The 23,628-nt window shown below is 57.8% G+C and carries 32 protein-coding genes, 1 tRNA gene and 1 pseudogene; 24 read left to right on the top strand and 10 right to left on the bottom strand.

Going from position 1 to position 23,628, the window contains the following annotated elements:
• Nucleotides 1-18: 18 nt before the first annotated feature.
• From P3T20_RS25275 to P3T20_RS25205, 15 genes are all read left to right on the top strand, one after another.
• On the top strand, nucleotides 19-834 hold the full coding sequence (locus P3T20_RS25275; RefSeq protein ID WP_074263873.1) for a class I SAM-dependent methyltransferase: 816 nt from the start codon (nucleotides 19-21) through the stop codon (nucleotides 832-834).
• A complete protein-coding gene (rnhA, locus tag P3T20_RS25270) occupies nucleotides 831-1,277 on the top strand; it encodes a ribonuclease HI (RefSeq protein WP_074263872.1) in 447 nt (148 codons plus the stop codon). The genes P3T20_RS25275 and rnhA overlap by 4 nt, the downstream gene beginning before the upstream one ends.
• Before the next feature lie 134 nt (nucleotides 1,278-1,411).
• Complete coding sequence (gene dnaQ, locus P3T20_RS25265; protein ID WP_074263871.1) at nucleotides 1,412-2,146, top strand: DNA polymerase III subunit epsilon; 735 nt, start codon at nucleotides 1,412-1,414, stop codon at nucleotides 2,144-2,146.
• A 48-nt stretch (nucleotides 2,147-2,194) separates the two neighbouring features.
• Nucleotides 2,195-2,269, top strand: a tRNA-Val gene (locus P3T20_RS25260).
• Nucleotides 2,270-2,443: 174 nt separating this feature from the next.
• A complete protein-coding gene (locus P3T20_RS25255; RefSeq protein ID WP_429288219.1) occupies nucleotides 2,444-3,463 on the top strand; it encodes a site-specific integrase in 1,020 nt (339 codons plus the stop codon).
• Between the two features lie 156 nt (nucleotides 3,464-3,619).
• On the top strand, nucleotides 3,620-4,258 hold the full coding sequence (locus tag P3T20_RS25250; protein WP_429288218.1) for a division plane positioning ATPase MipZ: 639 nt from the start codon (nucleotides 3,620-3,622) through the stop codon (nucleotides 4,256-4,258).
• Between the two features lie 352 nt (nucleotides 4,259-4,610).
• Entirely contained in the window at nucleotides 4,611-4,862 is a 252-nt protein-coding gene (locus tag P3T20_RS25245; protein WP_429288217.1) for a hypothetical protein, read from the top strand.
• 123 nt (nucleotides 4,863-4,985) lie between these two features.
• Nucleotides 4,986-5,117, top strand: coding sequence for a hypothetical protein (locus P3T20_RS25240; RefSeq protein ID WP_429288216.1), 132 nt, complete (start codon nucleotides 4,986-4,988; stop codon nucleotides 5,115-5,117).
• Nucleotides 5,118-5,192: 75 nt separating this feature from the next.
• Nucleotides 5,193-6,290, top strand: a complete 1,098-nt coding sequence (locus tag P3T20_RS25235; protein ID WP_429288215.1) for a CAP domain-containing protein — start codon at nucleotides 5,193-5,195, stop codon at nucleotides 6,288-6,290.
• A 31-nt stretch (nucleotides 6,291-6,321) separates the two neighbouring features.
• Nucleotides 6,322-7,116 carry a hypothetical protein gene (locus P3T20_RS25230; RefSeq protein ID WP_429288214.1) on the top strand — a complete coding sequence of 265 codons (795 nt, stop codon included), beginning with the start codon at nucleotides 6,322-6,324 and terminating at the stop codon, nucleotides 7,114-7,116.
• Nucleotides 7,113-7,412 (top strand): hypothetical protein, encoded by a 300-nt coding sequence (locus tag P3T20_RS25225; protein ID WP_429288213.1) that lies wholly within the window; start codon nucleotides 7,113-7,115, stop codon nucleotides 7,410-7,412. The genes P3T20_RS25230 and P3T20_RS25225 overlap by 4 nt, the downstream gene beginning before the upstream one ends.
• A complete protein-coding gene (locus tag P3T20_RS25220) occupies nucleotides 7,409-7,930 on the top strand; it encodes a hypothetical protein (protein ID WP_429288212.1) in 522 nt (173 codons plus the stop codon). Before P3T20_RS25225 ends, P3T20_RS25220 begins: the two co-directional genes overlap by 4 nt.
• Nucleotides 7,931-7,935: 5 nt before the next feature.
• Entirely contained in the window at nucleotides 7,936-10,215 is a 2,280-nt protein-coding gene (locus P3T20_RS25215) for a DotA/TraY family protein (RefSeq protein WP_429288211.1), read from the top strand.
• A 271-nt stretch (nucleotides 10,216-10,486) separates the two neighbouring features.
• On the top strand, nucleotides 10,487-10,861 hold the full coding sequence (locus P3T20_RS25210; RefSeq protein WP_429288210.1) for a hypothetical protein: 375 nt from the start codon (nucleotides 10,487-10,489) through the stop codon (nucleotides 10,859-10,861).
• A 127-nt stretch (nucleotides 10,862-10,988) separates the two neighbouring features.
• Entirely contained in the window at nucleotides 10,989-11,198 is a 210-nt protein-coding gene (locus P3T20_RS25205) for a hypothetical protein (RefSeq protein WP_429288209.1), read from the top strand.
• 659 nt (nucleotides 11,199-11,857) lie between these two features.
• On the opposite strand, the gene P3T20_RS25200 is transcribed toward P3T20_RS25205, so the two are convergent.
• The 6 genes from P3T20_RS25200 to P3T20_RS25175 form a co-directional block, all read right to left on the bottom strand.
• Entirely contained in the window at nucleotides 11,858-12,427 is a 570-nt protein-coding gene (locus P3T20_RS25200) for a hypothetical protein (RefSeq protein ID WP_429288208.1), read from the bottom strand.
• A gap of 321 nt (nucleotides 12,428-12,748) precedes the next feature.
• Complete coding sequence (locus P3T20_RS25195) at nucleotides 12,749-13,177, bottom strand: hypothetical protein (RefSeq protein ID WP_429288207.1); 429 nt, start codon at nucleotides 13,175-13,177, stop codon at nucleotides 12,749-12,751.
• Nucleotides 13,178-13,201: 24 nt separating this feature from the next.
• Complete coding sequence (locus P3T20_RS25190; RefSeq protein WP_429288206.1) at nucleotides 13,202-13,369, bottom strand: hypothetical protein; 168 nt, start codon at nucleotides 13,367-13,369, stop codon at nucleotides 13,202-13,204.
• The gene (locus P3T20_RS25185; protein ID WP_429288205.1) at nucleotides 13,366-13,623 is read right to left on the bottom strand and encodes a DUF2442 domain-containing protein; all 258 of its coding nucleotides are present in this window, start codon (nucleotides 13,621-13,623) and stop codon (nucleotides 13,366-13,368) included. Before P3T20_RS25185 ends, P3T20_RS25190 begins: the two co-directional genes overlap by 4 nt.
• 360 nt (nucleotides 13,624-13,983) lie before the next feature.
• Nucleotides 13,984-14,211, bottom strand: coding sequence for a ribbon-helix-helix protein, CopG family (locus tag P3T20_RS25180; protein WP_429288204.1), 228 nt, complete (start codon nucleotides 14,209-14,211; stop codon nucleotides 13,984-13,986).
• Nucleotides 14,212-14,272: 61 nt separating this feature from the next.
• Nucleotides 14,273-14,605, bottom strand: coding sequence for a hypothetical protein (locus P3T20_RS25175; protein ID WP_429288203.1), 333 nt, complete (start codon nucleotides 14,603-14,605; stop codon nucleotides 14,273-14,275).
• A gap of 345 nt (nucleotides 14,606-14,950) precedes the next feature.
• On the opposite strand from P3T20_RS25175, the gene P3T20_RS25170 reads away from it, so the two are divergent.
• The 3 genes from P3T20_RS25170 to P3T20_RS25160 are packed head-to-tail and all read left to right on the top strand — an operon-like array spanning nucleotide 14,951 to nucleotide 16,678.
• On the top strand, nucleotides 14,951-15,343 hold the full coding sequence (locus P3T20_RS25170; protein WP_429288202.1) for a hypothetical protein: 393 nt from the start codon (nucleotides 14,951-14,953) through the stop codon (nucleotides 15,341-15,343).
• On the top strand, nucleotides 15,340-15,723 hold the full coding sequence (locus P3T20_RS25165; RefSeq protein ID WP_429288201.1) for a DUF2513 domain-containing protein: 384 nt from the start codon (nucleotides 15,340-15,342) through the stop codon (nucleotides 15,721-15,723). The genes P3T20_RS25170 and P3T20_RS25165 overlap by 4 nt, the downstream gene beginning before the upstream one ends.
• Nucleotides 15,716-16,678 carry a tyrosine-type recombinase/integrase gene (locus tag P3T20_RS25160; RefSeq protein ID WP_429288200.1) on the top strand — a complete coding sequence of 321 codons (963 nt, stop codon included), beginning with the start codon at nucleotides 15,716-15,718 and terminating at the stop codon, nucleotides 16,676-16,678. The genes P3T20_RS25165 and P3T20_RS25160 overlap by 8 nt, the downstream gene beginning before the upstream one ends.
• Nucleotides 16,679-16,979: 301 nt before the next feature.
• On the opposite strand, the gene P3T20_RS25155 is transcribed toward P3T20_RS25160, so the two are convergent.
• On the bottom strand, nucleotides 16,980-17,729 hold the full coding sequence (locus P3T20_RS25155; protein WP_429288199.1) for a hypothetical protein: 750 nt from the start codon (nucleotides 17,727-17,729) through the stop codon (nucleotides 16,980-16,982).
• Nucleotides 17,730-17,912: 183 nt separating this feature from the next.
• Between P3T20_RS25155 and P3T20_RS25150 the strand changes: the two genes are divergently transcribed.
• From P3T20_RS25150 to P3T20_RS25135, 4 genes and pseudogenes are all read left to right on the top strand, one after another.
• Nucleotides 17,913-18,251, top strand: coding sequence for a hypothetical protein (locus tag P3T20_RS25150; RefSeq protein ID WP_429288198.1), 339 nt, complete (start codon nucleotides 17,913-17,915; stop codon nucleotides 18,249-18,251).
• Nucleotides 18,252-18,271: 20 nt separating this feature from the next.
• Nucleotides 18,272-18,739, top strand: coding sequence for a hypothetical protein (locus P3T20_RS25145; RefSeq protein WP_429288197.1), 468 nt, complete (start codon nucleotides 18,272-18,274; stop codon nucleotides 18,737-18,739).
• Complete coding sequence (locus P3T20_RS25140; RefSeq protein WP_429288196.1) at nucleotides 18,736-18,882, top strand: hypothetical protein; 147 nt, start codon at nucleotides 18,736-18,738, stop codon at nucleotides 18,880-18,882. Before P3T20_RS25145 ends, P3T20_RS25140 begins: the two co-directional genes overlap by 4 nt.
• Before the next feature lie 18 nt (nucleotides 18,883-18,900).
• Nucleotides 18,901-19,011, top strand: a pseudogene (locus P3T20_RS25135) (type II toxin-antitoxin system mRNA interferase toxin, RelE/StbE family); the annotation flags it as partial.
• Nucleotides 19,012-19,103: 92 nt separating this feature from the next.
• Here the strand turns inward: P3T20_RS25135 and P3T20_RS25130 are convergent.
• Nucleotides 19,104-20,234, bottom strand: coding sequence for a DUF3800 domain-containing protein (locus P3T20_RS25130; RefSeq protein ID WP_429288195.1), 1,131 nt, complete (start codon nucleotides 20,232-20,234; stop codon nucleotides 19,104-19,106).
• Nucleotides 20,235-20,445: 211 nt separating this feature from the next.
• Here P3T20_RS25130 and P3T20_RS25125 point away from each other — a divergent pair, with 211 nt between their 5' ends.
• Nucleotides 20,446-21,078, top strand: a complete 633-nt coding sequence (locus P3T20_RS25125; RefSeq protein WP_429288194.1) for an ion channel — start codon at nucleotides 20,446-20,448, stop codon at nucleotides 21,076-21,078.
• Nucleotides 21,079-21,459: 381 nt separating this feature from the next.
• Nucleotides 21,460-21,981 carry a hypothetical protein gene (locus P3T20_RS25120; RefSeq protein ID WP_429288193.1) on the top strand — a complete coding sequence of 174 codons (522 nt, stop codon included), beginning with the start codon at nucleotides 21,460-21,462 and terminating at the stop codon, nucleotides 21,979-21,981.
• Between the two features lie 735 nt (nucleotides 21,982-22,716).
• Here the strand turns inward: P3T20_RS25120 and P3T20_RS25115 are convergent.
• Together P3T20_RS25115 and P3T20_RS25110 are read right to left on the bottom strand one after the other, a co-directional pair.
• A complete protein-coding gene (locus P3T20_RS25115) occupies nucleotides 22,717-23,004 on the bottom strand; it encodes a hypothetical protein (RefSeq protein WP_429288192.1) in 288 nt (95 codons plus the stop codon).
• Nucleotides 23,001-23,513, bottom strand: coding sequence for a hypothetical protein (locus P3T20_RS25110; RefSeq protein ID WP_429288191.1), 513 nt, complete (start codon nucleotides 23,511-23,513; stop codon nucleotides 23,001-23,003). The genes P3T20_RS25115 and P3T20_RS25110 overlap by 4 nt, the downstream gene beginning before the upstream one ends.
• Nucleotides 23,514-23,628: the final 115 nt, after the last annotated feature.

Raw genomic sequence — 23,628 nt, 5'->3', positions numbered from 1 at the left:
GGCGACGCAATCTTCAATATGTCTGACCGAACGATTATAGACTGGCCCGCCTGGACCGATTCGCCACCCGGACGCTACGTGCTGGAATGGGAACAGGCGCAGCTCGACCGTGTGGTGTCGGACGTGTTCGGCTACCACGCGCTGCAACTGGGCCTGCCGCAGCTCGATGCCCTGCGCGAGAACCGCATGCCGTGCCGTGGCCTCGTGCTGGATGCCGCCAGCGGCGCGAGCGCGCCGTACGAATTCCCGCGCGCGGCGGGCGCCGCTGCGCCCGAAAAACATGCGCCGCTCGGGCGCAGCGCGGTCTGGTGCGATCTGCTCGATCTGCCGTTCGAGGCGCAGAGCGTCGACCTGATCGTTATGCCGCATACGCTCGAATTCACCCGCGACCCTCACCGGCTGTTACGCGAGGCCGAACGCGTGCTGATGCCCGAAGGGCAACTGATCATTCTCGGCTTCAATTCGCTGTCGCTGTGGGGAGCCCGGCAATCGGTCGGCAAGATGACCGGGCGGCCGTTCGTGCCGGCCGCGCACGACCTGATTGCGTTCACCCGTCTGAAGGACTGGATTAAACTGCTCGGCTTCGACCTTGAACGCGGACGCTTCGGCTGCTATCGTCCGCCCCTCGTCAGCGACCAGTGGCTCGCGCGCTATGGCTTCATGGAAGCCGCCGGCGACCGCTGGTGGCCGATCTTCGGCGCCACCTACATGGTGAAGGCGATCAAGCGCGTGCGCGGCATGCGTCTCATCGGCCCGGTAAAGGTGAAAAAACCCGTGCTTGCAGCGGGCCTCGCCCCCGCCGCCTCTCCGAACACACGCAACCAGAGAAAATGACTTCCGAACTCATCGATATTTATACGGACGGCGCCTGCAAGGGCAACCCCGGCCCAGGCGGCTGGGGCGCGCTGCTGCGCTACGGCGCGCAGGAAAAAGAAATGTTCGGCGGCGAAGCGAACACCACGAACAATCGCATGGAGCTGATGGCGGTAATCGCCGCGCTCGAAGCGTTGAAGCGGCCTTGCAAGGCGGTCGTGCATACCGACTCGCAGTATGTGCAGAAAGGCATCAGCGAATGGATCCACGGCTGGAAGAAGAAAAACTGGATGACCGCTGCGAAGACCCCGGTTAAGAACGCTGACCTGTGGAAGCGGCTCGATACGGCCGTCCAGCAGCATGAGATCGAGTGGCGCTGGGTGAAAGGTCACGCGGGACATCCGGAGAACGAACGTGCGGACGCGCTGGCAAACCGTGGGGTCGCTACGCTGGCGGAGATTTGAAGCGCGTTTTTTGGCTGCTATTTGCTTTCGCGTTGGCGTCTCAGTTTTCTTCGCGCTTCTGCCGTAATGTGCTTCCGCGTTAGGTTCGCGGTTAGGTTTTTTCTCAGACAATTTCTAGAGCGGGCTAATCCGACATGCGTCAACTCATCCTCGATACCGAAACCACCGGCCTGAACGCGCGCACCGGCGACCGCGTTATCGAAATCGGCTGCGTCGAGTTGGTGAACCGCCGGCTCACAGGCAGCAACCTGCACTTCTACATCAACCCGGAGCGCGACAGCGATCCGGGCGCATTGGCGGTTCACGGCCTGACCACCGAATTCCTGAGCGACAAGCCGAAGTTCGCCGAGATCGCCAACGAGTTGCGCGATTTCGTTCAGGGCGCGGATCTGATCATCCACAACGCGCCATTCGATATCGGCTTTCTCGACGCTGAATTCGCGTTGCTCGGGCTGCCGCCGTTCAGTTCGCATTGCGGCGAGGTGATCGACACGCTGGTTCGCGCCAAAGCCATGTTCCCTGGCAAGCGCAATTCACTGGACGCGCTGTGCGACCGCTTCGGCATCAGCAATGCACACCGCACGCTGCACGGCGCACTGCTCGACTCGGAACTGCTCGCTGAAGTTTATCTGGCGATGACGCGCGGGCAAGAGAGCCTCGTGATCGACATGCTGGGCGAGGCATCGACCAGCAGCGGAGAACGTGCGCCGCGCGTGGCGCTGAGTTCGCTCGAGTTGCCGGTGATCGTTGCAAACGAAGAGGAACTTGCCGCGCATCAGGCGGTGCTCGATGGCCTCGACAAGGCGGTCAAGGGGACGAGCGTTTGGCGTCTCCAGCCTGTGTCGACAGCGGATGAGCAGACTGCTTAAAAAGTGCTTTACGAGCCGAAGATCCTCTGACATAATTTCGCTCTCTTCGGGTGGTTAGCTCAGCGGTAGAGCACTGCCTTCACACGGCAGGGGTCACAGGTTCAATCCCTGTACCACCCACCAGTATTCCTGGTACGTGAAAGCCCAGAAGAATCAAGGCCCTACGGCGAAAGCCATAGGGCCTTTTTCTTTTCTGGCAGCAAAGCCTAACTCGCGCACAACGCCATTTGGCGCAAAAGCGGCGCAGTTGAAAATAGTCCCAGACACAAAAGCAACCAAAATCGTCTGGAGCATCGAATGGCAGGCATCTGGAAACGCGGCAACTACTGGCGTGCGTATATCAGGCGGCAGGGGTACCCGCATCAAAATTGCAGTTTCGATACGCGCGCCGAAGCTGAGGCTTGGGCACGCCGGGTCGAATCTGAAATGGATCGCGGAGCCTTCGTCGATCGCACCGAGGCAGAAATCACGAGCTTTGGCGACCTGCTCAAGCGATATGCCGAAGAAATCTCGCCCCACAAAAAGAGCGGCAACGGAGAAATCCTACGCATCGGCAAGCTGCGCAAGGACAAACTCGCCGAATACAAGATCTCGGCGCTAACCCGCAAAGTCATCGTCGAATACCGCGATGCACGACTCCGCCTAGTCACCGGTTCCACAGTGAACCGTGAGCTGACCTTGATCGGTCATGTGATCACTATTGCGCGGAAGGAATGGGGCATTCCACTGGAGGTAAATCCCGTATCGATGATCCGCCGACCGAAAGAAAATCGTGCCCGCGCCCGCCGACTTTCCTCCGACGAAGAAAAGCGGTTACTGGATGAGCTGGCCCCGAGCCCTCGCCATGAAAATGGGCGTTTTGAGCGCGGAGGCTGTCGTAACGAATGGGTGCTGCCGGTCGTGGTCCTCGCGATCGAAACCGCCATGCGCCGCAGCGAAATCCTCGCCCTGCGTTGGCCCGATGTGTTCCTTGACGAACGATTCGTCCGGCTGCACGACAGCAAGAACGGAGAGCCTCGTGACGTCCCGCTCTCTACCCGAGCTGCGTCCACACTGGCCGCCCTGCGTCGCAACCCTGACGGTCAAGTTTTCCCGATCTCCGCCGAAGCCGTCAAGAAAGCATTCACCCGCGCCTCCCAGCGTGCCGGGATCGCAAATTTGCATTTCCACGATCTGCGGCATGAAGCGACATCACGCATAGCTGAGCGCCTCGACAACATTCTGGAGCTTTCCGCCGTCACCGGGCACAAGACCGTGCAGATGCTGAAACGGTACTACCACCCACGTGCGACAGACCTGGCGCGAAAGCTTGGCTAATGCACCAGTGTGCGCGCCCTGCCCCGACTGAAAGCCTAACTTGCTCACAACGCAATGTACGACTCCAGTGCTACCCCATAGGATTGGAACTACTTAGCGGTAAGTACATACACGTAACGGTAAGTACATGCACTTACCTCCAACAAGGAGATAGCAATGATCCTGCTGGTTGCTGCTGAAAAAGGCGGCGTGGGGAAATCAACGATTGCCACGAATCTGAGCGTGCATTTGACCCAATGCGGGACGGACGTCGTCCTTCTGGATACGGACGGACAGGCTACCGCCGCCCGATTCATCGAGCGACGCGACGAAGTCGGCATGACGCCAACGATTCCCTGTGTTCAGCGTACTGGCGAGGTCAGCTCCACGCTGCGCGACTTGGCACGACGCTATCAGGTCGTCATTGTGGATGCCGGCGGTCGTGACTCGCGCGAAATGCGATCGGCGATGGTCGTAGCAAATCTGCTGCTAGTACCTACACGGGCCAGCCAGGCGGATCTTGAAACGCTGCCCAAGGTCAATGAGCTCGTCGGCCTTGCACGGGGCCTGAATGTGGAGCTAAAGGCCGTCGTGGTTCTCTCAATGGCTCCGTCCAACCCCATCATCCGCGAGGTCGAGAGCGCTAGGGAGTTGCTCGCCCAATTTGACCAACTCGCACTGGCCGACACTGTGATCCGCGACCGAAAGGTTTACCGCGATGCGCTGCTCGCCGGCAAGGGTGTGACCGAACTCGACAACGGTCAGGCACGCGCTGAGATCCAGCTACTGGCCAGCGAAGTTTTTGATCTCAGCTAACAGAAATCCCATGATCAACAGGTTCGAGATTTCCCGACCCGCTTCGACAGCGGAGCCGCAACCAGCCAGTGCTGACGAATTCGTCAACGGTGCTAGCCTGGTCCGATCACAAACGCGAGAACGCACACCCAAACCTGTGCGCCTGAGCACTGATCTGGCGCCTGATGTCTATGAGCGCATGAAGCGGCGTTCAGCCGAGCTGCGATTTACGGGCGCGCAGTACATACGAGCACTGATCCTGAATGACCTTCAGGACCGGATACTCAAGTAACGACACAGCGTACAGGTACGTAACGTTAAGTAGTGTTACGTACCTGTACGTTGAGAGTGGATTACCGCATAAGAGAGGCATATGCACAACACGCTGGAATATAAGCTTTGCTGCACTCATCGCGGCATGCCGCTGGTCAGGCTCGATTCGCCGCTGGGAAGCGGACGGGAAATCGAGCCCGGCAGACTCAATGCACCCGCTTACGCATTGCTAGATGTCGCCGCACGGGCAGAAAAGCAGCAGGAACTGGCCGCAAACACTACCGGACACGCGAAGGCGTCGTTCAATTTTGAAGCGGCACGCCGGTCGGCAGCCACCGACCGACGCGCCTGACCCAAACTCACCTAACCAAGAGGTGAAATCATGGCTAACGCTATTCTAGCGCGGCACCCACTTGCGACGCTGTCCAGCGATAGCGACCTCGCATTACTCCTCGAGCTTGAGGACCCCGTACTCATGAGTCACGAGCGGCTCGAAGAGGTTCTGAGATTGTCAGCGCCGGGCGAGGTCGAGCCTGAGGTTCGTGCCTACCTCTGGGGGCTGTACGACCAGCGGCGAGTCGCCGTCTACACGGGTGCCCCGCACTAAAAAGTCATTTCTTCTGCAGTACCTCCATTACAGCGATTAGCTAAACATAAAGTTCTCATAATTTAGGATTACAAAATGTTAACCAAGAAACTGATTCTGGCTGTTGTTTTCTGTGCGTTTGTCTTGTCTGCGTGCGGCGGTGGCGGTAGCAGCGCCGCCACGTCCCCGGCAACGCCGGCCAGCGCACCGCCTGCCGCGTCCTCCCCGAGCGGGAGCAGCGGCAGCAGTGCCCCGCTCGCCACGACTGCGACCAATCCGTTTGCCGCGAACAGCGCACAGGCAACGATTTTTGCGGCACTCAATTCGTACCGTAGCCAGGTCGGCGTCGGCGAGTTGGCGGACGATCCGATCCTCGACACGGCTGCGACCGCCCACGCGACCTATCTAGAAGCGAATCTGGCAAATGGCAATCTAGGTGGCCAGCTGTCGCACGATGAAGTTTCGACGTTTGCAGATTTCTATGCAGACACGCCGCTGGATCGAGTGCAGAAGGCCGGTGCGCCGACCACCGAGTTCGTTGGTGAAGACGTGGCCGCATCCGCTCAGACAACCGCTGTTGCAGCCGGTAACGATTGCGTTACAAGACTCATCGACAGCGTCTATCACCTGACCGTGTTGACCGATACTGAACAGACGCTGGGCATCGGTTTTACACCCGTCACTGGCAGCGTCAGTGCGACGTGCCCGCTCGATTTTGGCTCAACCACGGGCGTGTCCGGCACACCCCAGGCGAACGCAATTCCCGTTTTTGGTGGCCAGCAAATGGGGACAACGACGGTTGCGCACGTGCCTGTCTCCAATGAAACCGGCGTCGCGCTGTCGATGACCGTCGAATCGCCGAACCCGGCCCCTTCGATCGCCACGCCCGGCCGGCCGCTAATGGTGCGAGTCAATGCGGCGAGCGCAGGCGACGTGTTGACTGTTTCGAGCTTCACTCTCACGGACTCAACCGGCAATGTAGTTGTCGGTGAAATCCTGATTCCAAGCGGTGCTGTCACAGGCTCGGCCACCACAGCCGTAGTCGATGCAAACGATCTGTTGCCGCCTGGCGTCGTTTTCTTCGTGCCGTCACAGCCCCTTACCGCAAACACGGTTTATGCGGCTTCGTTCGCAGGCGCGCGCGATGGCACGCCCATCGCCGCGAGCTGGACCTTCAAAACCGGCGCGAACTAATCAATTCGATTCACAGACGGGACTTCTGATCATGAAATCGCTTTTCAAGCTGGTCGTGCTCGCAGCTTTCCTGCTTGTCGGTCACGCAGCTTTCGCGCAGTCGGTGGCAGGCTGCGGGACAGGCAACCAGGACTCGGCTTGCGTGACGCCGCTGGTGAAGGCGGCGGAGGTGCCACCCACCTGTCCGACCGGGCCAGGCAACCCCGCCTCGCCGCTGCCGGTGTGGGAGGGCTCTCACTATTCTTCAGACTGCAGCGCATTTCAGCCGCAGCCGACGTGTGCCGGTGGCGAAACAGAAACAGTTGCGCCAACCTGGAACGGCTTGGAGTGGGTGGGGCTGGGCTGCGTACCTCCGCCGCCTGACACCCCCGCTGGGTTTGTGCTCGCGCCCGATGGCAACCCTTACGCCCTTCTCGTGGGCTACTGCGGCGAAGAATGGCAACGTACGATCCTGCGTGTAACCACGTTTGAATGGAGTTGTACGACCTCAATGGCGGGCGGCTCAATGGCACAGGGCTCCGAGCCAGGCGCTTCCGCAACGTATCAGTACTGGAACACCCCAGCGTCAGCCTTGCACGCTAACAACGATGTCTTCACGAATACAACCGCGCCCGCAGGAGAGGTCGTGCAGATCGTCGACATCCAGTTAGGGTTGGTCCTCCAGGAGTCCGGTGGGGCAGCGTTCGAAACGGGGGTCAGCTCGCCCAACAGCAGCACCAATGAAGGTTGGGTTTTTTTGTGTCCCAGCACGTTTCCCAACATGAATTACGCCACTGTCGGCGCACACGGTGACAGCAACCCAAGCCTCATTGAGTGTGCACCATGATCAATCGATCACCACTCAAAGCAGTTTTCGTCTATGCCAGAGCCACTCGCCGGATGGCTGGCCGCAGCCGTCCAGATCCCGAACTCGGCTTTGTCGTGAAAGCCCTTGTCGTGCTCACACTGATTGCCTTGATCTCGCTGACTTTCGCGCTGCGTCACCACGACGGAATGACATTTCCATACTGGCTAATGACGCTGCTCTCGGCAAGCGTCGCGGGATACGGGTGGGTGCGCGCGGTGCGCGAGATCTTGAAAGAGTTGACCTCAATCGCAAGCCTCATTGGAGGACAAAAATGAGCGATGAAAAACAAAACCGGCTGGCACTCAGGCTCGTCAAGACAGTGGCCCTAAACGCCGTGCCGGGCTATCCAATCGTGAAGGCAATCGGCAGTGGCTGGCGCACGATCGCGACTGGAGTGCACACGATCGACGAGCTAAAAAAGCAGGTAGAAGGGAAGGACCGAACGCGCCGCGTGCGCACGTGGAACGAGGCGATATCGGCCCGCCCAGTTGACGCTCTGCCGCTCTCAAAGATCGCCAGTGACTGCGTTGCCAGAAAGCGGGTCGCCCTGATTTTCATCGTGTTGTGCACGGCATACATGACGGGCGGCCTGATCGGCGGAAACGTCATGCCAATTTACGGCGGCCTACTGGGCAGCATGCTGCCCGCGATGTACGTACTGCGCGAAGAGCACCGACTCTGGCAAATGGAAGTCGGACCGACGCAGCCCGAAGAACCGCTGGGCAGCATCGGCACGTTCCTGCGCACACGCGGCGTCCTGATCAGGTTGCTCAATCCGTACCTTTTCCGGTGATGGTCATGAACAACACTGCGAAACGCGCAACTTCATTTGTTGGCCTTCTGTTGATCTGCCTTGCGTCGAACGCCGTGATGGCGCAAACAACAGAATCTATAGCCAGCATCACGAGCGCGGCGAACAACGGCACAGACAAGTCGATGTCGGTCCTGCAGCTCGTTTTTGGTTCCATCGTGACGAACCCGCTGTCTGGCAGCAGCTCATCGTCTGCGAGCGGCATCGCGCAGGAGTTCACGGTTATGAATGCCTGCATCATGGCGGTCGGTGTCATCTGGGCGATGTACCACTTTGTTTCTGCCTTGGTTGCGACCGGGGCAGAAGGCGAATTTATGGGAGCAAAAAAGTCCTCCCCTTGGTATGTAGCACGCACCGGGGCCGGATTCACGCTGCTTGTTCCCATGTTCGGCGGATATTCGGGAGCGCAGGCGATCATGATTTGGGCGGCGATGATCGGTGTCGGCATCGGCAACCTTTCCCTGACCGCTGCGACAAGTGCATTGAGCAGCGGCGGCTCGATGATGTCCTCGCCCAGTGCGCCGCCAGTGACGGCGCTTGCCAAGGTGCTGTTCGAAGCGAATCTATGCGCGCAGGCATCAAATGAGGCTGTAAAAGACCTTCCAAGTGATGCCGGCGTGTCGGCCGACAGCGGCGAGGCGTTCAACCCGATCACAGCGACTGGCAAGGTCGTGCTGATGAACACGAATGGGCTGAGTTGCGGCGGCGCGCAGATCAACACGAGTTCTTCAACTTCTCCGGATGCGTCGACGAACACATCGTCCGGTAGTTCGCTGACGGGGCTCGTTGCGTACTCACCCGACACGTCGCAGATTTCATCGGCGCTTCAATCGGCGCAACAAAGCGCGCTCACTGCCATGCAAGCGACGCTTTCAACAGCGGCCCAGGCGTATGTCACGGCAGTTACGGGTGGGACACAGCCGACTGACCCGCAACAGACTATTAACAACGCGGCACAGACCTACCAGCAGTCGATCCAGTCGGCGATCCGCAGAGCCGGCAATACGATCAGTAGCATCGGAGCCACGTTACAGTCAAACCTCACGCGCGACGGTTGGATCATGTTGGGTTCGTGGTACCAGTCTTTCGCCATGGCCAATTCCGATCTTTCGACTATGGCTAACGCTAGCGCGGCAGGTGTGCCTCCGACAGATCTGGATAACTTGCCATACCCAGAGATCTATAACAGCGTGATGGCCACCTACAACCAGCAGATCCAGCAAGACGCGTCGACCTCGACCCAGAATTCATCTTCCTCCTCGTCGTCGGGCACAGGCGCGGCACCCCCCGCAGCCAATCTTTTCACCGGCACAACTGACCCGCAAGGAATCCTGACCACCATGTTCGGGGGCCAGGCGCTCGTGAATAAGGTGATTTCGATGACGTCCGGTGCGGGTCAGTCTGGATCGACATCAAACGGCGTCAACCCGCTGATCGGCATGAAAAATCTGGGCGACACCATTCTCGACACGGGCTGGAGCCTCCTCGGCGCCTATATCGGTGCGGAGGCATTCGCAGGAGCAAAGAAATCAACGCTTGGTCAGATAACTTCAGGCGTGGCAGACGTCGCAACAGGCGGCTTTGCAGGTGCCATGGCCGGTGCACTTGGGGCGATCCTGAATTCGCTGTCTCCGCTAGTGCTTATGCTGACAATCGCGCTATTTTTCTTCGGCGTCATGTTGTCGGTCTATCTGCCGATGTTGCCGTTCATCATCTGGTTTAGCGGCATCACGGGCTGGTTCGGTGCGGTTTGTGAAGCAGTCGTTGCATCTCCACTGTGGGCCTTTGCGCACCTCGACGGTGATGGCGAGGGCATGGGGCAAAGAACGACTCACGGGTATATTTTCCTGCTCAATCTCATGCTGCGTCCGGTCTTCATGGTGGTCGGCTTTCTGCTTGCAAGCACAGGCATCGTTGCGCTCGGAACGTTGCTGAACACAATGTTCGGCGTCGCGATGCAAAATACCCAATACGGCAGCGTGACTGGAATCGTAAGCATCCTGGCCTTTATATCGCTGTATGTCAGCATGTGCCAAACGCTCTGCAGCACGCTCTTCAGCCTGATCCACATCATCCCTGACAAGGCATTCGCATGGGTTGGCGGACAAATAGAAGCGCGAGTGGGAAACGACATGCACGACAAGACGCACGGTACATTCGTGGGCGCAATCTCGCATGGCAGGAACGCTGCCCAGCCGATGGGACGCCGGAGGCCACAACGGCCATCTACCGAACCAACCGTGCCGTCGCCACCAGAAGACAGTTGAGATTGGTATTGATTTTGTTTTGTGTGCGACTACAATAAAAATATGGGCCGTCCACGCAAATTCCCCGAAGCAGCAACAGCAAGCGATCGAGTTGCGGCGAGTACCGCCGCACTCGTAGCAGCGGGTGGGGCACGAAAAACGTTCAGGCTCTCGCCAGAGGCGCACGCTGCACTGCTACAGCTGATGCAGGAAAAAGATGCACCGGCAACTGAGACGGCCTTGATTGAACACCTTTTGCTGACGGCGTCTAAACCACTCACCAGGAGCTAGCATGCCCGCCGATATGTCTGGATATGCCTACGCAGTTGCTGAAGATAATCGGCGTGTTGCTGATAACAACGCGGCTGTAGCCGACGCAAACGCACGAGTTGCGCGCGAATGGATTGCTTACGCTGAAAAGCTCAAGGTGAAGTTGGCGACCGTCGAACAGGAACGCGATGCGATGAAGCGTGAGCGAGATTTGATGGCAGCGCAGCTTCGAACAACGCAAGCTCAAGTGGTTGGGCTAGACTCGTTGCAGGGACAGCTAGCGACTGAGCTGGGCAGGGTTAATCCAAGGCATCCGCTGGTCTCGATCGGTCGGCGCGAACAAATCATGGAAACGGCAGCGCGGGCAGCTCGCAGGACACCGCCCGAGGTCCGTTAAGCCATTCAATGATTGCTCCAGGGCCCGCTTGATGACCTCGATACTCTGTTCGAACGGCCCATCAGAAATGAGATTTCTATCGAGGGAAAGATTGTTTTGCGTGCCCTGCTGGTCCTCGATCAGCAAGATGCTCGGCATCATCGTCGCCAGTGATCTGGCCGGTTTCGCGGTCCACATAGGCAGGCTTGATGCCGCGGGCTTCCAGGAGGCGAACGGCCTCTGCCACGGCCGCATTCGCGCGCCGCAAAAACTCACTGCTTGTCATGAAACGGCCGAGTTTGTCAGCGGGCATCACCTCGCCTCCGGTTTCTCTTTGCATTCGCCCGTCCGATCATAGACTGGCGTAAATCGGTGCTGCTCAAGGTCGGACACGACTTCCTCAACAAACTCGTTGACGCGCCCGGAACATTGCCGGCTGGTAATGAACCGCCCAAAATCGCCCATGTTATCGTGCGGCATTGTCGTTCCTCGTTTCCTAGTCTCAGTCAAGCATACGCCAGATAGCTGGGACCTTGAAAGAGCAACTCCCACCCCGGCGCGACTAAATAACCTCAATTATTGGTGGCCCGGATAGGCATGTTCATCGAAGACCTGTTGCTTTGCACCGGCTCCCAGGTGTAGATCGGAAGCTAGGTCGCTCAAAGGGCGATCCAAAACGGATAACACTCGCGGAGATCCGGTCGCTCAAAAGGCGATTGTGTGAACCCAGCGGAGGCGAGACGTTATAGGAATAGGCCAAATTCTGTAGTTGCGACCCACTTTGATGCATCCGATAAATATGTTTGATCGGTCGGCGCATCTGCCGCACCATGCAGCCGGGCCCGTTCGCCTTTTGAGCGACCGGAGCCCGTGATCCAATTTCGCACTTGAGCGGCCACTACCGCAACCTAACTCTCACCGATGCGCTGGCCTGTGTACTGGCAAACTTGCAGAAGACCGCTGCTGCACCTCTCAGTTGAAGAGTTTATGAGCATATGAGTAATAGCTCACCAATTGTTAGGTGCTGTGCGCCTTGGCGGCCGCCTCCGCTGTGGGCCACTCCTCATACTTGTGCTTACGGAAATCTTTCATTTCCTGACTTTCATCGACACCGAGAAAGCTGCACATCGGCACGGCTCGCATGATCATCTGGACTGTCAGCATCGGGTGGAACTCGAATTCGTTTTCGTCCGCGTGGTGCGCATGTTTCAGGGCGTTGCGAACCTCGTTCATGCCGGCGACAAAATCTTTCCATGCCACGTCGGGGTCGAGATTTTCCTTCGCCCAAAGGTGCAGGAACTGCAGGGCGTTCTTCTGCCCGCGTGCCTGGCACAGCGCGCCCAGCGTTTCCTCTGCTGCACCGGCCAGCGTGAGAGCGGAGATGGCATCTCCGGCCAGATAGAGCCGTATGCCGGCATTCAGTTGATGCACGGCCGCATCGAGCTTCGTTAGCCGGATTGCGCCCGTTGTGCCCGCAACCGGTTGCATGAGCGGGGTAGCGGCGACCTTTCCAGCCGGCACAGGATCGAGACGGCCTTTCATCGCGCCCAGCAGTTCGGAGGGCTTGCTACGTTTTCGGGCCGGCATATGGCCACCTCAGCATGTCAAAGGTTGAAACAAAAATAATCTTGCAGGTCGAGCACTGCGGGCGCGGTCGTGACGCAATCATCAAAGCTGGATCAACAACCCGTATTGAAAATGACCGAACCTCAAAGCAGCAAGTTTTCCTGTCCTGTCTCTGCCCTGCGCGTGACTGTCTGGTGTCAGTACCTAGGCAGCGTGAGCGGCATTGGCGATGATCGGGCGGTGCCGCAGTACGACTGCCAATGCGAGCGCGAGGACACCTGTGCGACCGCTGGACTGATGCTCCGCTGCCCGCTGAAACGCTCGCGCTGACGAAGCGGTTTGCTACTGCAACGCTTCGGGGTGGTCGTGAACCCAGCCCATCATCTTGCCCATCTCTTCCGAAGGCTTCACTCCGAGGGAGGCGCACATCGGCACGGCGCGCATGACCATTTGTAGCGGCCAGGCCTGATCGACGTCGAAAGTCGCTTCGTTCGGATCGTTGGCATGCTTGGCCGCGTTGCGCGGCCTGTTCAGCGCGTCGGACAGGATGGTGCGGCGCTTCTTGTCGGACAGCGCCGGGTCGGTGTCATTCCGGTGATAGTCCACGATGTAATCGATGGCGATGGGTTTGCCTGCCCGCTCGCACAGCCTGCCGAGTATTTCTTCGGCCGCGCCTGCCAAGGTGAGTGAGGCCAGATAGTCGCCATCGAGGAACAGACGGATGGCGACGTTGAGCTGATGGACAGCCACATCGAGTTTCGAGATTTCCATAATTGCACGCTCTTCAAAGAGGATTTACCCATCGTCGCGACCTGCACGGTCCACTGTGGCTTCGTCAATCTTGAGCGGTGCACCGAACTCGCGGCCGACTGGTTGCGCCTCGGGCCATATTTCGCCGGCATATGGAGCGGCCGGATCGCATTGCGCGAGCAGATCGGCCAGCTTGAGCTTTTTGCGAGTCATCTGAAAGCCTCCATACGGTTGCCGCTGACTTCGTTATACATGGCGTCTGGAGCCACATCGACACCGTTCGGCCAGACCACTACACCATCGCAAACTGTTGCCAGCGCAAAATATGCCTCATCGGCCAGAGGCGCGAATACGCCGCTGAAACGGTCATTCGACATATCCACGATTCCGCGCAGTCCGTCCGCAAATTCAACGTCCAGACGATGACCGCGCAGCACCCGCAGCCTTGTCACATGCCAGTTGATCATCTTTCGCTCCAGTGATGGAATGCGGCCAGTCTAGCGGGCCAGTTCCGGCAAATGGTGACACGAGTATTTATGAAGCCAATTGTCTGTGGCGATCTTGTTCATCCCGAGCTCTTTGAGGAGCCCGCCGGTGTCTGGTGGCCGAACGCGACCATTGAAGACCCCGGGACAGGCGAACGGGCTCGCGTCAGCCTGCCCACGCTTCAGCGATCGTGGGAGGCGGGAGTAATCGAGGTGGTGAAGGAGGCGCGTCACCCGCATTCGCGCCGGAACGTGGAAAAACTAGCGAATGGCCATAAAAGGCCGTTGGGCGATGCTCGGCAACAGCCAGTGGCTGTTGCTCTCAAGCATCTATCGAGACGCTCAGATCAACGGGATCTGCTTCTCGGATCCGTCTTTGGACCGGATAACGGTAATGGATCCGTCGGCCTGTTGAGTCAACAAAAAGTCGTAGATGGCGAGCGCGCGCCGAATCACTTCCGACATGCTGTCTGCATGCATGCGGTCCCGCAATGCCTCAATCTGTTCCTTGACCTCGACGGACATATCCAGATTGAGGCGGACCTTCGGCTGCTTTCGTGCTGCGCGCATTTCATTTCCATTTACCGGGCCGCAAGCGGAGTCGACTGACTGCTGCTTGCGCTGCCACTTACTAGCCATCTCCACGTCCGCCGAAAACGCCCAACAATGTGATCGAGATGAGAGAGGCATAGATGATCGATGCCGGCAAATCTTTGTAGGCATCAACCGCAACGATGGCGACGACCGCAACGATTGCCAAGTTGGGCCGCTTGAAGCGAGACAAATAATTGACCACAGCTGGCCAGCCGGCAGACTCGTGAACGTCGAGATCTGCGTACTTGTCGAGAAATTTTTCAAGGTCTTCGTGTTGATCCACCGTCTTCTCCGAGGCTTGGCTGCCTCGGAGAGCAACGGAGCGCACAGCACCCATGAGCAGCCCCCGACGGTCCATCGTCGGGCTCATGAGGCCTTGCGCTCCGAGTCTCCTGTGCGTCCTCGGAAACTGCGTTGAGAGCTTGGTTTCCGGTCAGGTGGAGATCAACGGGGCAGGTACTGCAACCGTCCCAGCAAATAGGGCACAACAGAGCTCGTCGGGCGGGTAGTGAGAGGACGCTGACCTCGCGCCCACGCGACGAACGTTCAATATATCTAGCAAAACACTGTACGACACTCACGCCCTAGTCTTGGGCGAGTGTGTATAGCATACACAAACTTTTTCGCTGGAACAACAACATTCGATTTTGCCTTTTAGCTCTCCTTCTATATGTGATAATGTCCTTTATCACATATAAAAATAGGGTCACCGACCATGAGCAGGGCGGACTACGAGGCAGACATCTGCAGCCGGTTGCACGAAGCTCGCGTCATCCCGTTTCGCAAGGTCGACATGGGTGAAGGGCTGCCTGCGGTGGCCAACTGCCATTCGAACGTTGATGCCTGGGTGAAAACCCATCCGGAGTGCAAGGCGGTCAGGGGGTGGGTGACCTATATCGACTATGGGGATCAGGGTATCGAGCTGACGGCCCATTCAGTCGTGCAAGACCCGGACAACGAGCTTTTCGACATCACGCCGCTGGAAAGGGAATCAACACGTGCAAGCATGCGCTTCATCAGGCATTCCGGGGACGACGAGTCCTTTTCCACCCAACGACACCAGAATCTCTTCATTACCTGTTCCTGCTCAGGAGAAGCCGAAAAATGAAACGTGACATGGACCTAGTCCGCGAGCTAATGCTCAAGCTTGAGAATCTGCCGATGGAATACGGCGATAACGTCCACATCACTCCCGATAATCCAGCGGTCCACGTTGATGGCTACAGCTTCGACCAGATTGCCTACCACCTTGATCTGATTGTGCAGGCCGGCTTCACTGAGCGCAGCAGAAGTCACCCGGCAATCGGCTTCATGTTCAGAGGACTGAGCTGGTCGGGCCATGACTTTGTGGATTCTGTCCGGAGCCCCGATGTGTGGGATAAGGCCAAGCAGACTGCCTCGGCCGCCGGTGGGTTCACGGTTGAACTGCTAGTGTTTGCCGCGAAAACGTACCTCGAAGGCAAGATCAAGGGGTTGATCGGTGGCTAGTGCAAACCTCGTCCTCCCCGCCGGCGCAACGGTGCCCGCGCTGGTCGCGTCGGCCGGTGAGCGGGCCGGCATCCGCTTTCTTGAGTTCTTCGCGTCGGCGATCCGCAACCCGCACACACGCCGTGCCTACGCACGGGCTGCCGGGGATTTTCTGGCGTGGTGCGCCGGCGCCAGTGTGACGTCCATTACTGAGGTGCAGCCGCTGCACGTGGCCGCGTGGATCGAGCTGCAGACACAGACCCTGTCGGCGCCGAGCGTCAAGCAGCACCTGGCCGCGATCCGCCATCTCTTCGACTGGCTTGTCACGGGCCAGATCGTGCCGCACAACCCGGCCGCGTCGGTGCGGGGGCCGTCTCACACCGCGAAAAAAGGGAAGACCCCGGTGCTCGACGCAACGGAAGCGCGGCAGCTGCTCGACAGCATCGACGTGACGACACCGGCGGGCCTGAGGGACCGCGCGCTGATCGCGCTGATGGTGTTTTCGTTCGCGCGTATTGGTGCAGCGATCGCGATGAAGGTGGAGGACGTGTATGTGCAAAATCGGCGGCTATGGGTGCGCCTTCACGAGAAAGGCGGCAAGCGCCATGAGATGCCGTGCCATCACACGCTCGAAGAATATCTGCATGTCTATCTCGATGGCGTCGGCATCAGCGGTGATACCAAAAGCCCGCTGTTCCGCACGATCCGTCGCGGCACTGGGCAATTAAGCGACACGCCGCTGCCGCAGGCGAACGCGTATTCGATGGTGCGGCGTCGCGCGATCGCGGCCGGGATCGGCACGAGGATCGGCAACCACACGTTCCGGGCCACCGGCATCACCGCCTATCTGAAAAACGGCGGTACGTTGGAGAACGCCGCAGTGATGGCTAATCACGCATCGACCCGCACGACACAGCTATACGATCGTCGTCGTGACGACATCAGCCTCGACGAGGTGGAACGCATCCGTCTTTAACAGGCATTTCCTATCTTCAACGGTCAGCCCTTCAATGATGGGCGTATCGAATCCATGTCACCATGATTTCGCCGCCTACTCGGATGATGGTAGTCAACACTGGCGCGAGCGCGCGGATTGCCGCCGTGAGGGTCGATTGTTGTTTCTCAAATTTTGCCACTTGAACTCTCCTGTTCATTAGTTTTTTCGAGACAGTTGTCTCAAATGGCAGAATAGATTCGCATCCGTTTTGTTTAAATATGCCTGCTGTGCAGACAAGCAGATCGGCGGTGCAAACAACCTTGTCTGCGTCGCAGGCCATCTAACTTTTCACGGCGGCCGGCCGCGTACGCCAATGCGGGACTTTGAGGGCGCTCTCAGCGATCCACCGCGCGATCGTGTTCGGATCGGTTACCGTATCCGCATATTTCTTCGCAACTTCTCTTACGAACGATGCCTTGGTTCTGAAGCGTGGTCGGCCATTCTTCATCTCGCCAGCGTGCTCTTCGTAAAATTTGATGATCTCTGGTTTGACCTGGGCGTGAGGTGACTTGGCATGGGCCAGCTTGGCTAACATGCGACCCTGCTCGCTTTTAGCCGCCTGGCTTTTCTCCTGAAATCGTTTTTCTAGTTCACCAGCTTCCTTGTCTCTCTCAAGGTTTACCAGCGCCAAAAGCGTGTATACGTCGATTGGAATCGAGTCGATGGCCGTCTGAACGTCGTCTATGTCGGACGCGTCGTGGATGAGATCTGACAGCTGCTTTGCTCTCTCGTTAGCGGCCATAACGTTTTTCGCCATCTCAGCCCATTGTTTCCCTATTGGGGAGTTCGCGAATTCCTGGGCTTGCTTGATGAATTTACCCGTTGGCGTTGCCTCGAATTCTCGCAAATGCTTCATGAACGGCAAATTGGCCTCGGAGTTCAGCGCCCTTTCGAACTGGGTCGCTCCGGAAGACTTTTTAAAAGCTTGGATTTGTTTTGCCATGCCCTGAAGGGCATCTGTCCATTGCTGGTCAAGCAGACGCTTTGATTGCCTTTCCATTTCTTTTCCTACGGCGGTCAAGGTTGCCATTTTCGCATGCGGAAAAACACCGTCACCCTGCGGGACAGGGTATGTAAAGTCCGCGCGTAACTCCTTGTCCCGTAAGGCTTCGTGTCCATCGGATAACGTACCCTACCCGGAGAAGCCACGCAATATTATATTTCGTTCTGGAAAATTTTATAATGCGTGACCTTTCCAACTAGGGGCAAATTCATGATGGCAGTAGCCAGTGCAGCCTCAGACGCAGCAGCATCCGCCGCACTCACGCTCACCGTCCCCGCATGGTCGTTTGACCGGTGGCTTGGCATTGCCGGACTCGTACTCGGGGCGCTCGGGCTGGCCGCGACACTTTGGGCCGCCTGCGATGGACGCAGGCAGCGCCGCAAGCGTGAAAAAGCGGTAATCGTGGCTCATGAGGTGGTCGAACGCACCTATGGCCTACTTATCGGGCTGAAACCCCCGGTGGCGACCCTCGGCCAGATGTATTTGCAAGCAATCGATGATGGACTGGACGCCATCAACGCGCGACGGGGTGACCTTTCGAACCTGTGAGGGATTTCATGCGGCGAGCAATGTTTGATCTGGCCCAGGCCAGTGCGGCTGTCAAGGCGGGCGGTGTACTGTCGGCGATCCTGCGTGCCGACAAAGGCGCGTTCTACATCGAGCTTGAGACACGCGAATCCGGTGTGGCCGAGCTGGTCACATCGAACGGCCGCGAGCGCCGCTCGTTCCGCGATCCGGGCCAGGCGCTCAAGGTCGTGCGCGAGCTGGGCGTCGCGACCGGCCGTTTCGCGCTCGAGGAGTGGGACACGCGCGCGCCGAAGGCGAAGGCGTGGAGCCGGCCCGACCAGGCCGCGCACATGAAGGCGACACACCAGCGCGCCGATGAAGCCGCCGAGTTCGAGGCCGACGTGTTGCAGGCGCCGGCCGAGGCCGATGATCCGAAGGTGACGAAGGTTGCACATGCTGACGTGATGGCGCTGCTCGATGCGAAAGTCGCACAGATCGAGAAGAAAGCCAGACGCAAGGCCCGCGCATGATCGTCGTGTCGTTGCCGCGCGCCGTCGAGCAATTGCTGTCGATCATCGACTACATCAGCGAGGACAGTCCAGCCGCCGCTATCGAGCTGGCCCGGACGATCCGCGCGAAGGCCGACACCCTCTCGGCCTGCCCTAACCGCTAGCGTGCCGGCCGCGTCGCCGGCACGCGCGAGCTGGTTGTGCGGCCCAACTATATCGTCGTCTACCGCGTCACCGGCGAACAGGTCGACATCCTGCGCGTGCGGGACGCGCGCAAGCGGGACGTGTCGTAGGTCATCTGTCACCATCGAGGCGGCTCATTGGTCACAAGCACGAACCAACGGGCTTTTCAGCGTGACAGATGTCTGACGCGATTCCGCCGACGCTAAATCTTGAAAAGCACCGCTGCGTCTATTTCCGCCGCAATTCCTTCTTCCAATTGCAAACCCAGGACGTCCATTACGCGGTCGGCGATGTCGTCCTTGAAGTTCCGATCGCCTCGAAAATTTAGCCGCCGATTCGTGGCTCCTGCAATTACATCGGCAAGCTGTATAAGCGCGCTTTCTTTGGACGACACCGCGTTGAAGCGCTCGTCAAGTGTTACGCCGTCGAGATGTGCACGCTCGACCGCTTCTGCCACCGTATTCCGAATCTCGGACAAAACGATGCGGTCAATCGACTGTTCTTCGTCCACAGTCACCCCGACGTGGCGGGGCATCCCGACCCGGCCGCTCTCGATTTCGTGACGCAGACCTCGCACGAGCATCATCTCGTGCAGCCGTTGCACAATCTCTTCGATCGAGCGTCGCGAGTTGCGCTTGGGCATCGCCATCAGCTTAAAGCTCAGAAACTCCCGGTTCGCCGCGACAGTATTCAGATAGTCGTCTACAGCATTCATATCGCCACGGCCAAAAGCAGAAAAGTGCACTTCCCTCTTCGCAAATTTTGAGCCCGCCTGCCAATCTTTAATCGCTTTGGTCACGTCGTAGACAGCACGCCCGCTCAAGACCCAAACTGACCCAATGATCACATGCTCCTCGGTCTTCCCGGTCTCATCCGAGAAGACTTGCAGCGTTTGTCTCGGCACGTCATCACCTAGGACTGCATCGCGCATGTCATTTTCGCGCCCTTTGCGACGCCGTCGTACTGGGTCTTCGGCTTGAAACAGCTCGTATTCGTTCTGAATCTTCGCGCGTGCCCGAACAAGAAATGGAACTCGATCGAGTTTGAAAAAATCTGCTGGCTTGATCCCTTCAGGGTTGTACAGCTCGGGCTGAAATGTCTCCCAATACTTCAGAGATAGCGCGACGTCACTGTTACGCGCGGCTGGATGCAAATTAAGGATATGCGCGACTCGTGTTTGCTGATTCGAAAAGTCGCCCCCGGCGAGTGACGCAATAAGACTCTCTTTCGCTTTGAGCCGAGCAGCGACTCGTTTAACTTCGGGATCGACGGCGTCAGCTTCCTCGGCCGTGTCGGCGAGCAGACGTACGTTGTCAGTGCGTTGTTCTTTCACGGATGGCCTCTCATATTTTATTTTTACAGCGCTTACATCTGCGCGCCCGGATCGCCGTGTCTTTGTCCATGCGGCAGAACACGATGCAGTTACGAGCATAACTGAGCAGAGGATTCGTGTCACACACATGTAGCACAATTCGACACTCAAGATTTTTCGAGATCTGCCGATTACAGCGTTTGAGCATTGTAAGAGGCAAGCCAATCGTCTCATGATCGACGAGCGATTGGCAGGCCAGACTATCATCCCTTTTTTGGTGGAAAATCAATTGCAAGCCGAAAAATATATAGATATTTGCCGAATCCTCGAATGCTGCCGAGACTCCCTCTGTGATAACAAGTACTTGATTCTATCATTTGCCTCCGCGCTTTTCGGGGTATTTATACAGTGGGCGGTCTCAGGATACAGTCCGGCAAAGGTGGTTTTTAGTATTTCGGCCGTGGGGATCACTTTATATAATCTATTCGTTTTATGCGCGATCATCTCGGAGCTAAAATTTGGCGCTGCAAGCTTGAGGGAAAATATTGTAGTAGCCGCAATTATATATCTCATTTATACGACCGTCCTCATCTCTCAATTCGCCTATGGTTGGGTTAGTGGCGGCGGGTTTGCCCCCCCCGACAGCACCCCGCCATTTGAATCGGGTGCTGCAGGATTGACAAATTCGATATACTTCGCCACTACGATTTTGACAACCGTTGGATTTGGCGATTTTGTCGCAAAAACAGATCCAGCCAAGTGGTACTTCTGCTTCGAAGCGCTGATCGCGGGAGCGCACAACGTCGCCTTCTTCACTGTCTTGTTTTTTCGCCTTAGTTCTCGCGTCAACCATGCTTCAGATTAATTCGCTTGAAGTCGAGGTATAAATTTTAATCAATTCGAATATCGAGAGGCTCCCTGAAAGGACATCAGCGGCACGCTGACATCACCGGTTAGCCTTGGTGTCATGACTACGTATAACGTCATTATTATGATTGTTCGATCGCCTAAAGAGACATAACGCATGTTATGTCGGGTAACAGCCTGTCCGCGGCTTTGAGCTAATCGCATCGCGTGAAACAATTTCCTCAAATCGGCGTCGGAGCCCTACTGCTCAAGGGATTCAAGGCGCAGAAAATTCGTCGTGAAACATCGGGGACTACGCAACCCATGATTCCGCGTGACGCGCGGCCAAACGCTAGCTGATTGAGTAATGCAGCCCGTAGATGACACAGTGGGGACAAGGATGAGGAGGCACACTCGCGGCGGCGCGCAAGGAGCTGGACCTTGCATCAGCCGCGTCGCGCGGGTCTGGAACAAGACGGAATCGGCGCTCAAAGGTGACGCGCGCTTTTATAACTCGCAGCACGTCAAGCGCGTTAAAGCCGCCAGAAAAGACGATGAGTTGATCAGATCTCTGGCTCATCTCCGGGAGGTCGACGAGCACTCGCACGAGGAAACGACCGCTGAAATGCCGGCCGGCTTCGTAAATATTTCGACCGACGGCAGCGTATGGGCCCGCAATCCAAGGGGAACCATATGTGGCGTTACGATGAACGTGACACCACCCCCCAGTTTCGTGAGAAAGATCGTCGGCGCCGAGCTGCGCGCGCGGTCTGTAACTAGCCGCGGCAAAACGTACGACATCCCATCGCAGCACCAAGGCAACAACATCTTCGCAGCGCCACTAGTAGAACTTGCGGAGAGGGGGTTGCGGTTCTGTCGCAGCTTTATCGATGACCTCGCCGCTGAGGGATGGGACGCATAGCATGGATAGCCCAGAGCGCGCCGACCTCCTCTGCTTCCTCGTGCTCGCGCAGCTCATCGCCCACGCCAACACCGGCGAGTGGCTGCGGACTGATCACGTGGTAAAAGCCGGCCAGATATGGGCTGCGTCCAACGCGACAGACTGCGACTGGATCGAGCGGGCGAAGCTTGCGAGGCATGCTGGATGTTTGCGTGGAGCGCTTGGCTCAGCACCAATGAAAAACCCTGCTGAGGGGCTAGGCGGGCGCAGAGGCCGATGCAGGCCGATGGCGTACTATTCCGCTACAGACTCAAGCTGGCTTGCGTTGGAAATACCGTTAGGAACTCGACGGCGCAGTGAAAGGCTCTAGCCGGAAACCCGGTAGATGAAACACCAGGAACTGCGCTTGTGGCCCTAGACAGCCAACGACTACGTCCAGTGGCTCCCTGAACGATGGAAACGCCGCATCGGAAGTACCGTCGAAAAGCGGTTGATCGAGGGTCTTCAACACGATTGCCGGGTCGCCCATCGGGGGGAATGGTCGAGTTTGCATACCCAACCTCCACTTCACGAGTTGTCCCACTTCAAATCTGTGAGGATTTTGCGTCGCCTCGTGCATCTGCCTGAGCAATTGCACTTTCGTATCAATCGGCAATGCCAACGGCGCCGGCGGCATGATTTGCTGGGTGGCACGACCAGCCATTGCCGCAGCCAATGCGGCACCCAAATCCTGAGGAGTCGACATAGTCCGGAATTTTATAGCGAGTAGGAATTATGGATCTCAACCGGCCTGTTCATGGGCGCAAACCCATAAGCGTTCGTCCCACCTTCGGGGTTCGTGACAGCGCCATAGACCGTCGAAACCGGATCCGGCGCTGCGACTGCCGCCAAAATCTTCGCCTGGCGCGCCTTCGCATCGCTCTCAACACGCAGGGCCTTGAGTTCTTGCCGGATATGCCGTTGCAAGTGATACGTCCGGTATCCGAGGAAACCACCCGCCATCACTGACAAAGCGCTCAAGAGATAGATCAAATGTAAGTTCACGATTTCTCCCGTGCTGCCTTTACTTTTAGGTCCAAAAGTCTGTTTTTCGAATAAAACGCCAAAATGAACGCCGAAACTGTAAGGCAGATCGTAAGAGTAGCGAATCCGATGAGTTTCTGTGTGGCGTCCGCACTCAGGGTCGGCGTATCCAGCAACTGTAGCCCCTTTCCTTTGATGCCGCCATACGCGAACGCCAGCACCACGACAGCTACCAGGTGCGCCAGCATGTGCTTAGATAGCACCCGCCGACTCGCGGTGACGTTGGTAAACACCACGAAGTGCACGATCTCAGCTGAGGCCCCCAAGAGCACGAGCGTGGCAATAGGTAACAGATCACCGGATCCAAAAGTGGACAGGAACGGGTGGTGGATGTCGAACGCGTATTGCGCCGAAAGCCATGTACCTATGAGGATGAGAATCGGCATCGTCGCTTCACATACGATCCATGCGACGAACTCGTCAGAAATAGAGCCGTCATCGTCATCGAGCACCTTTGGAGGCGTCGCCATTGCCTGTCCCCATTATTTTCGTAGTGACCGCCGCAGAGTTTAACCTGCCGGAAATTCACGCGCGTGTGAGCAAACAGACTATTTATCCGTCGTCGGTCCGGCAGATATTGGGTCA

Source organism: Paraburkholderia sp. GAS206C, assembly GCF_050435645.1.
Lineage (GTDB): Bacteria > Pseudomonadota > Gammaproteobacteria > Burkholderiales > Burkholderiaceae > Paraburkholderia > Paraburkholderia phenazinium_B.
This window is presented reverse-complemented; position numbering and strand designations above follow the sequence as displayed.

What these genes read in the sequence shown, in the direction of transcription:
- P3T20_RS25275 (WP_074263873.1), top strand. Translation starts at nt 19, where the DNA reads ATGTCTGACCGAACGATTATAGACTGGCCCGCCTGGACCGATTCGCCA.
- rnhA (WP_074263872.1), top strand. Translation starts at nt 831, where the DNA reads ATGACTTCCGAACTCATCGATATTTATACGGACGGCGCCTGCAAGGGC.
- dnaQ (WP_074263871.1), top strand. Translation starts at nt 1,412, where the DNA reads ATGCGTCAACTCATCCTCGATACCGAAACCACCGGCCTGAACGCGCGC.
- P3T20_RS25255 (WP_429288219.1), top strand. Translation starts at nt 2,444, where the DNA reads ATGGCAGGCATCTGGAAACGCGGCAACTACTGGCGTGCGTATATCAGG.
- P3T20_RS25250 (WP_429288218.1), top strand. Translation starts at nt 3,620, where the DNA reads ATGATCCTGCTGGTTGCTGCTGAAAAAGGCGGCGTGGGGAAATCAACG.
- P3T20_RS25245 (WP_429288217.1), top strand. Translation starts at nt 4,611, where the DNA reads ATGCACAACACGCTGGAATATAAGCTTTGCTGCACTCATCGCGGCATG.
- P3T20_RS25240 (WP_429288216.1), top strand. Translation starts at nt 4,986, where the DNA reads ATGAGTCACGAGCGGCTCGAAGAGGTTCTGAGATTGTCAGCGCCGGGC.
- P3T20_RS25235 (WP_429288215.1), top strand. Translation starts at nt 5,193, where the DNA reads ATGTTAACCAAGAAACTGATTCTGGCTGTTGTTTTCTGTGCGTTTGTC.
- P3T20_RS25230 (WP_429288214.1), top strand. Translation starts at nt 6,322, where the DNA reads ATGAAATCGCTTTTCAAGCTGGTCGTGCTCGCAGCTTTCCTGCTTGTC.
- P3T20_RS25225 (WP_429288213.1), top strand. Translation starts at nt 7,113, where the DNA reads ATGATCAATCGATCACCACTCAAAGCAGTTTTCGTCTATGCCAGAGCC.
- P3T20_RS25220 (WP_429288212.1), top strand. Translation starts at nt 7,409, where the DNA reads ATGAGCGATGAAAAACAAAACCGGCTGGCACTCAGGCTCGTCAAGACA.
- P3T20_RS25215 (WP_429288211.1), top strand. Translation starts at nt 7,936, where the DNA reads ATGAACAACACTGCGAAACGCGCAACTTCATTTGTTGGCCTTCTGTTG.
- P3T20_RS25210 (WP_429288210.1), top strand. Translation starts at nt 10,487, where the DNA reads ATGCCCGCCGATATGTCTGGATATGCCTACGCAGTTGCTGAAGATAAT.
- P3T20_RS25205 (WP_429288209.1), top strand. Translation starts at nt 10,989, where the DNA reads ATGCTCGGCATCATCGTCGCCAGTGATCTGGCCGGTTTCGCGGTCCAC.
- P3T20_RS25200 (WP_429288208.1), bottom strand. Translation starts at nt 12,427, where the DNA reads ATGCCGGCCCGAAAACGTAGCAAGCCCTCCGAACTGCTGGGCGCGATG.
- P3T20_RS25195 (WP_429288207.1), bottom strand. Translation starts at nt 13,177, where the DNA reads ATGGAAATCTCGAAACTCGATGTGGCTGTCCATCAGCTCAACGTCGCC.
- P3T20_RS25190 (WP_429288206.1), bottom strand. Translation starts at nt 13,369, where the DNA reads ATGACTCGCAAAAAGCTCAAGCTGGCCGATCTGCTCGCGCAATGCGAT.
- P3T20_RS25185 (WP_429288205.1), bottom strand. Translation starts at nt 13,623, where the DNA reads ATGATCAACTGGCATGTGACAAGGCTGCGGGTGCTGCGCGGTCATCGT.
- P3T20_RS25180 (WP_429288204.1), bottom strand. Translation starts at nt 14,211, where the DNA reads ATGCGCGCAGCACGAAAGCAGCCGAAGGTCCGCCTCAATCTGGATATG.
- P3T20_RS25175 (WP_429288203.1), bottom strand. Translation starts at nt 14,605, where the DNA reads ATGAGCCCGACGATGGACCGTCGGGGGCTGCTCATGGGTGCTGTGCGC.
- P3T20_RS25170 (WP_429288202.1), top strand. Translation starts at nt 14,951, where the DNA reads ATGAGCAGGGCGGACTACGAGGCAGACATCTGCAGCCGGTTGCACGAA.
- P3T20_RS25165 (WP_429288201.1), top strand. Translation starts at nt 15,340, where the DNA reads ATGAAACGTGACATGGACCTAGTCCGCGAGCTAATGCTCAAGCTTGAG.
- P3T20_RS25155 (WP_429288199.1), bottom strand. Translation starts at nt 17,729, where the DNA reads ATGGCAACCTTGACCGCCGTAGGAAAAGAAATGGAAAGGCAATCAAAG.
- P3T20_RS25150 (WP_429288198.1), top strand. Translation starts at nt 17,913, where the DNA reads ATGATGGCAGTAGCCAGTGCAGCCTCAGACGCAGCAGCATCCGCCGCA.
- P3T20_RS25145 (WP_429288197.1), top strand. Translation starts at nt 18,272, where the DNA reads ATGTTTGATCTGGCCCAGGCCAGTGCGGCTGTCAAGGCGGGCGGTGTA.
- P3T20_RS25140 (WP_429288196.1), top strand. Translation starts at nt 18,736, where the DNA reads ATGATCGTCGTGTCGTTGCCGCGCGCCGTCGAGCAATTGCTGTCGATC.
- P3T20_RS25125 (WP_429288194.1), top strand. Translation starts at nt 20,446, where the DNA reads ATGATCGACGAGCGATTGGCAGGCCAGACTATCATCCCTTTTTTGGTG.
- P3T20_RS25120 (WP_429288193.1), top strand. Translation starts at nt 21,460, where the DNA reads ATGAGGAGGCACACTCGCGGCGGCGCGCAAGGAGCTGGACCTTGCATC.
- P3T20_RS25110 (WP_429288191.1), bottom strand. Translation starts at nt 23,513, where the DNA reads ATGGCGACGCCTCCAAAGGTGCTCGATGACGATGACGGCTCTATTTCT.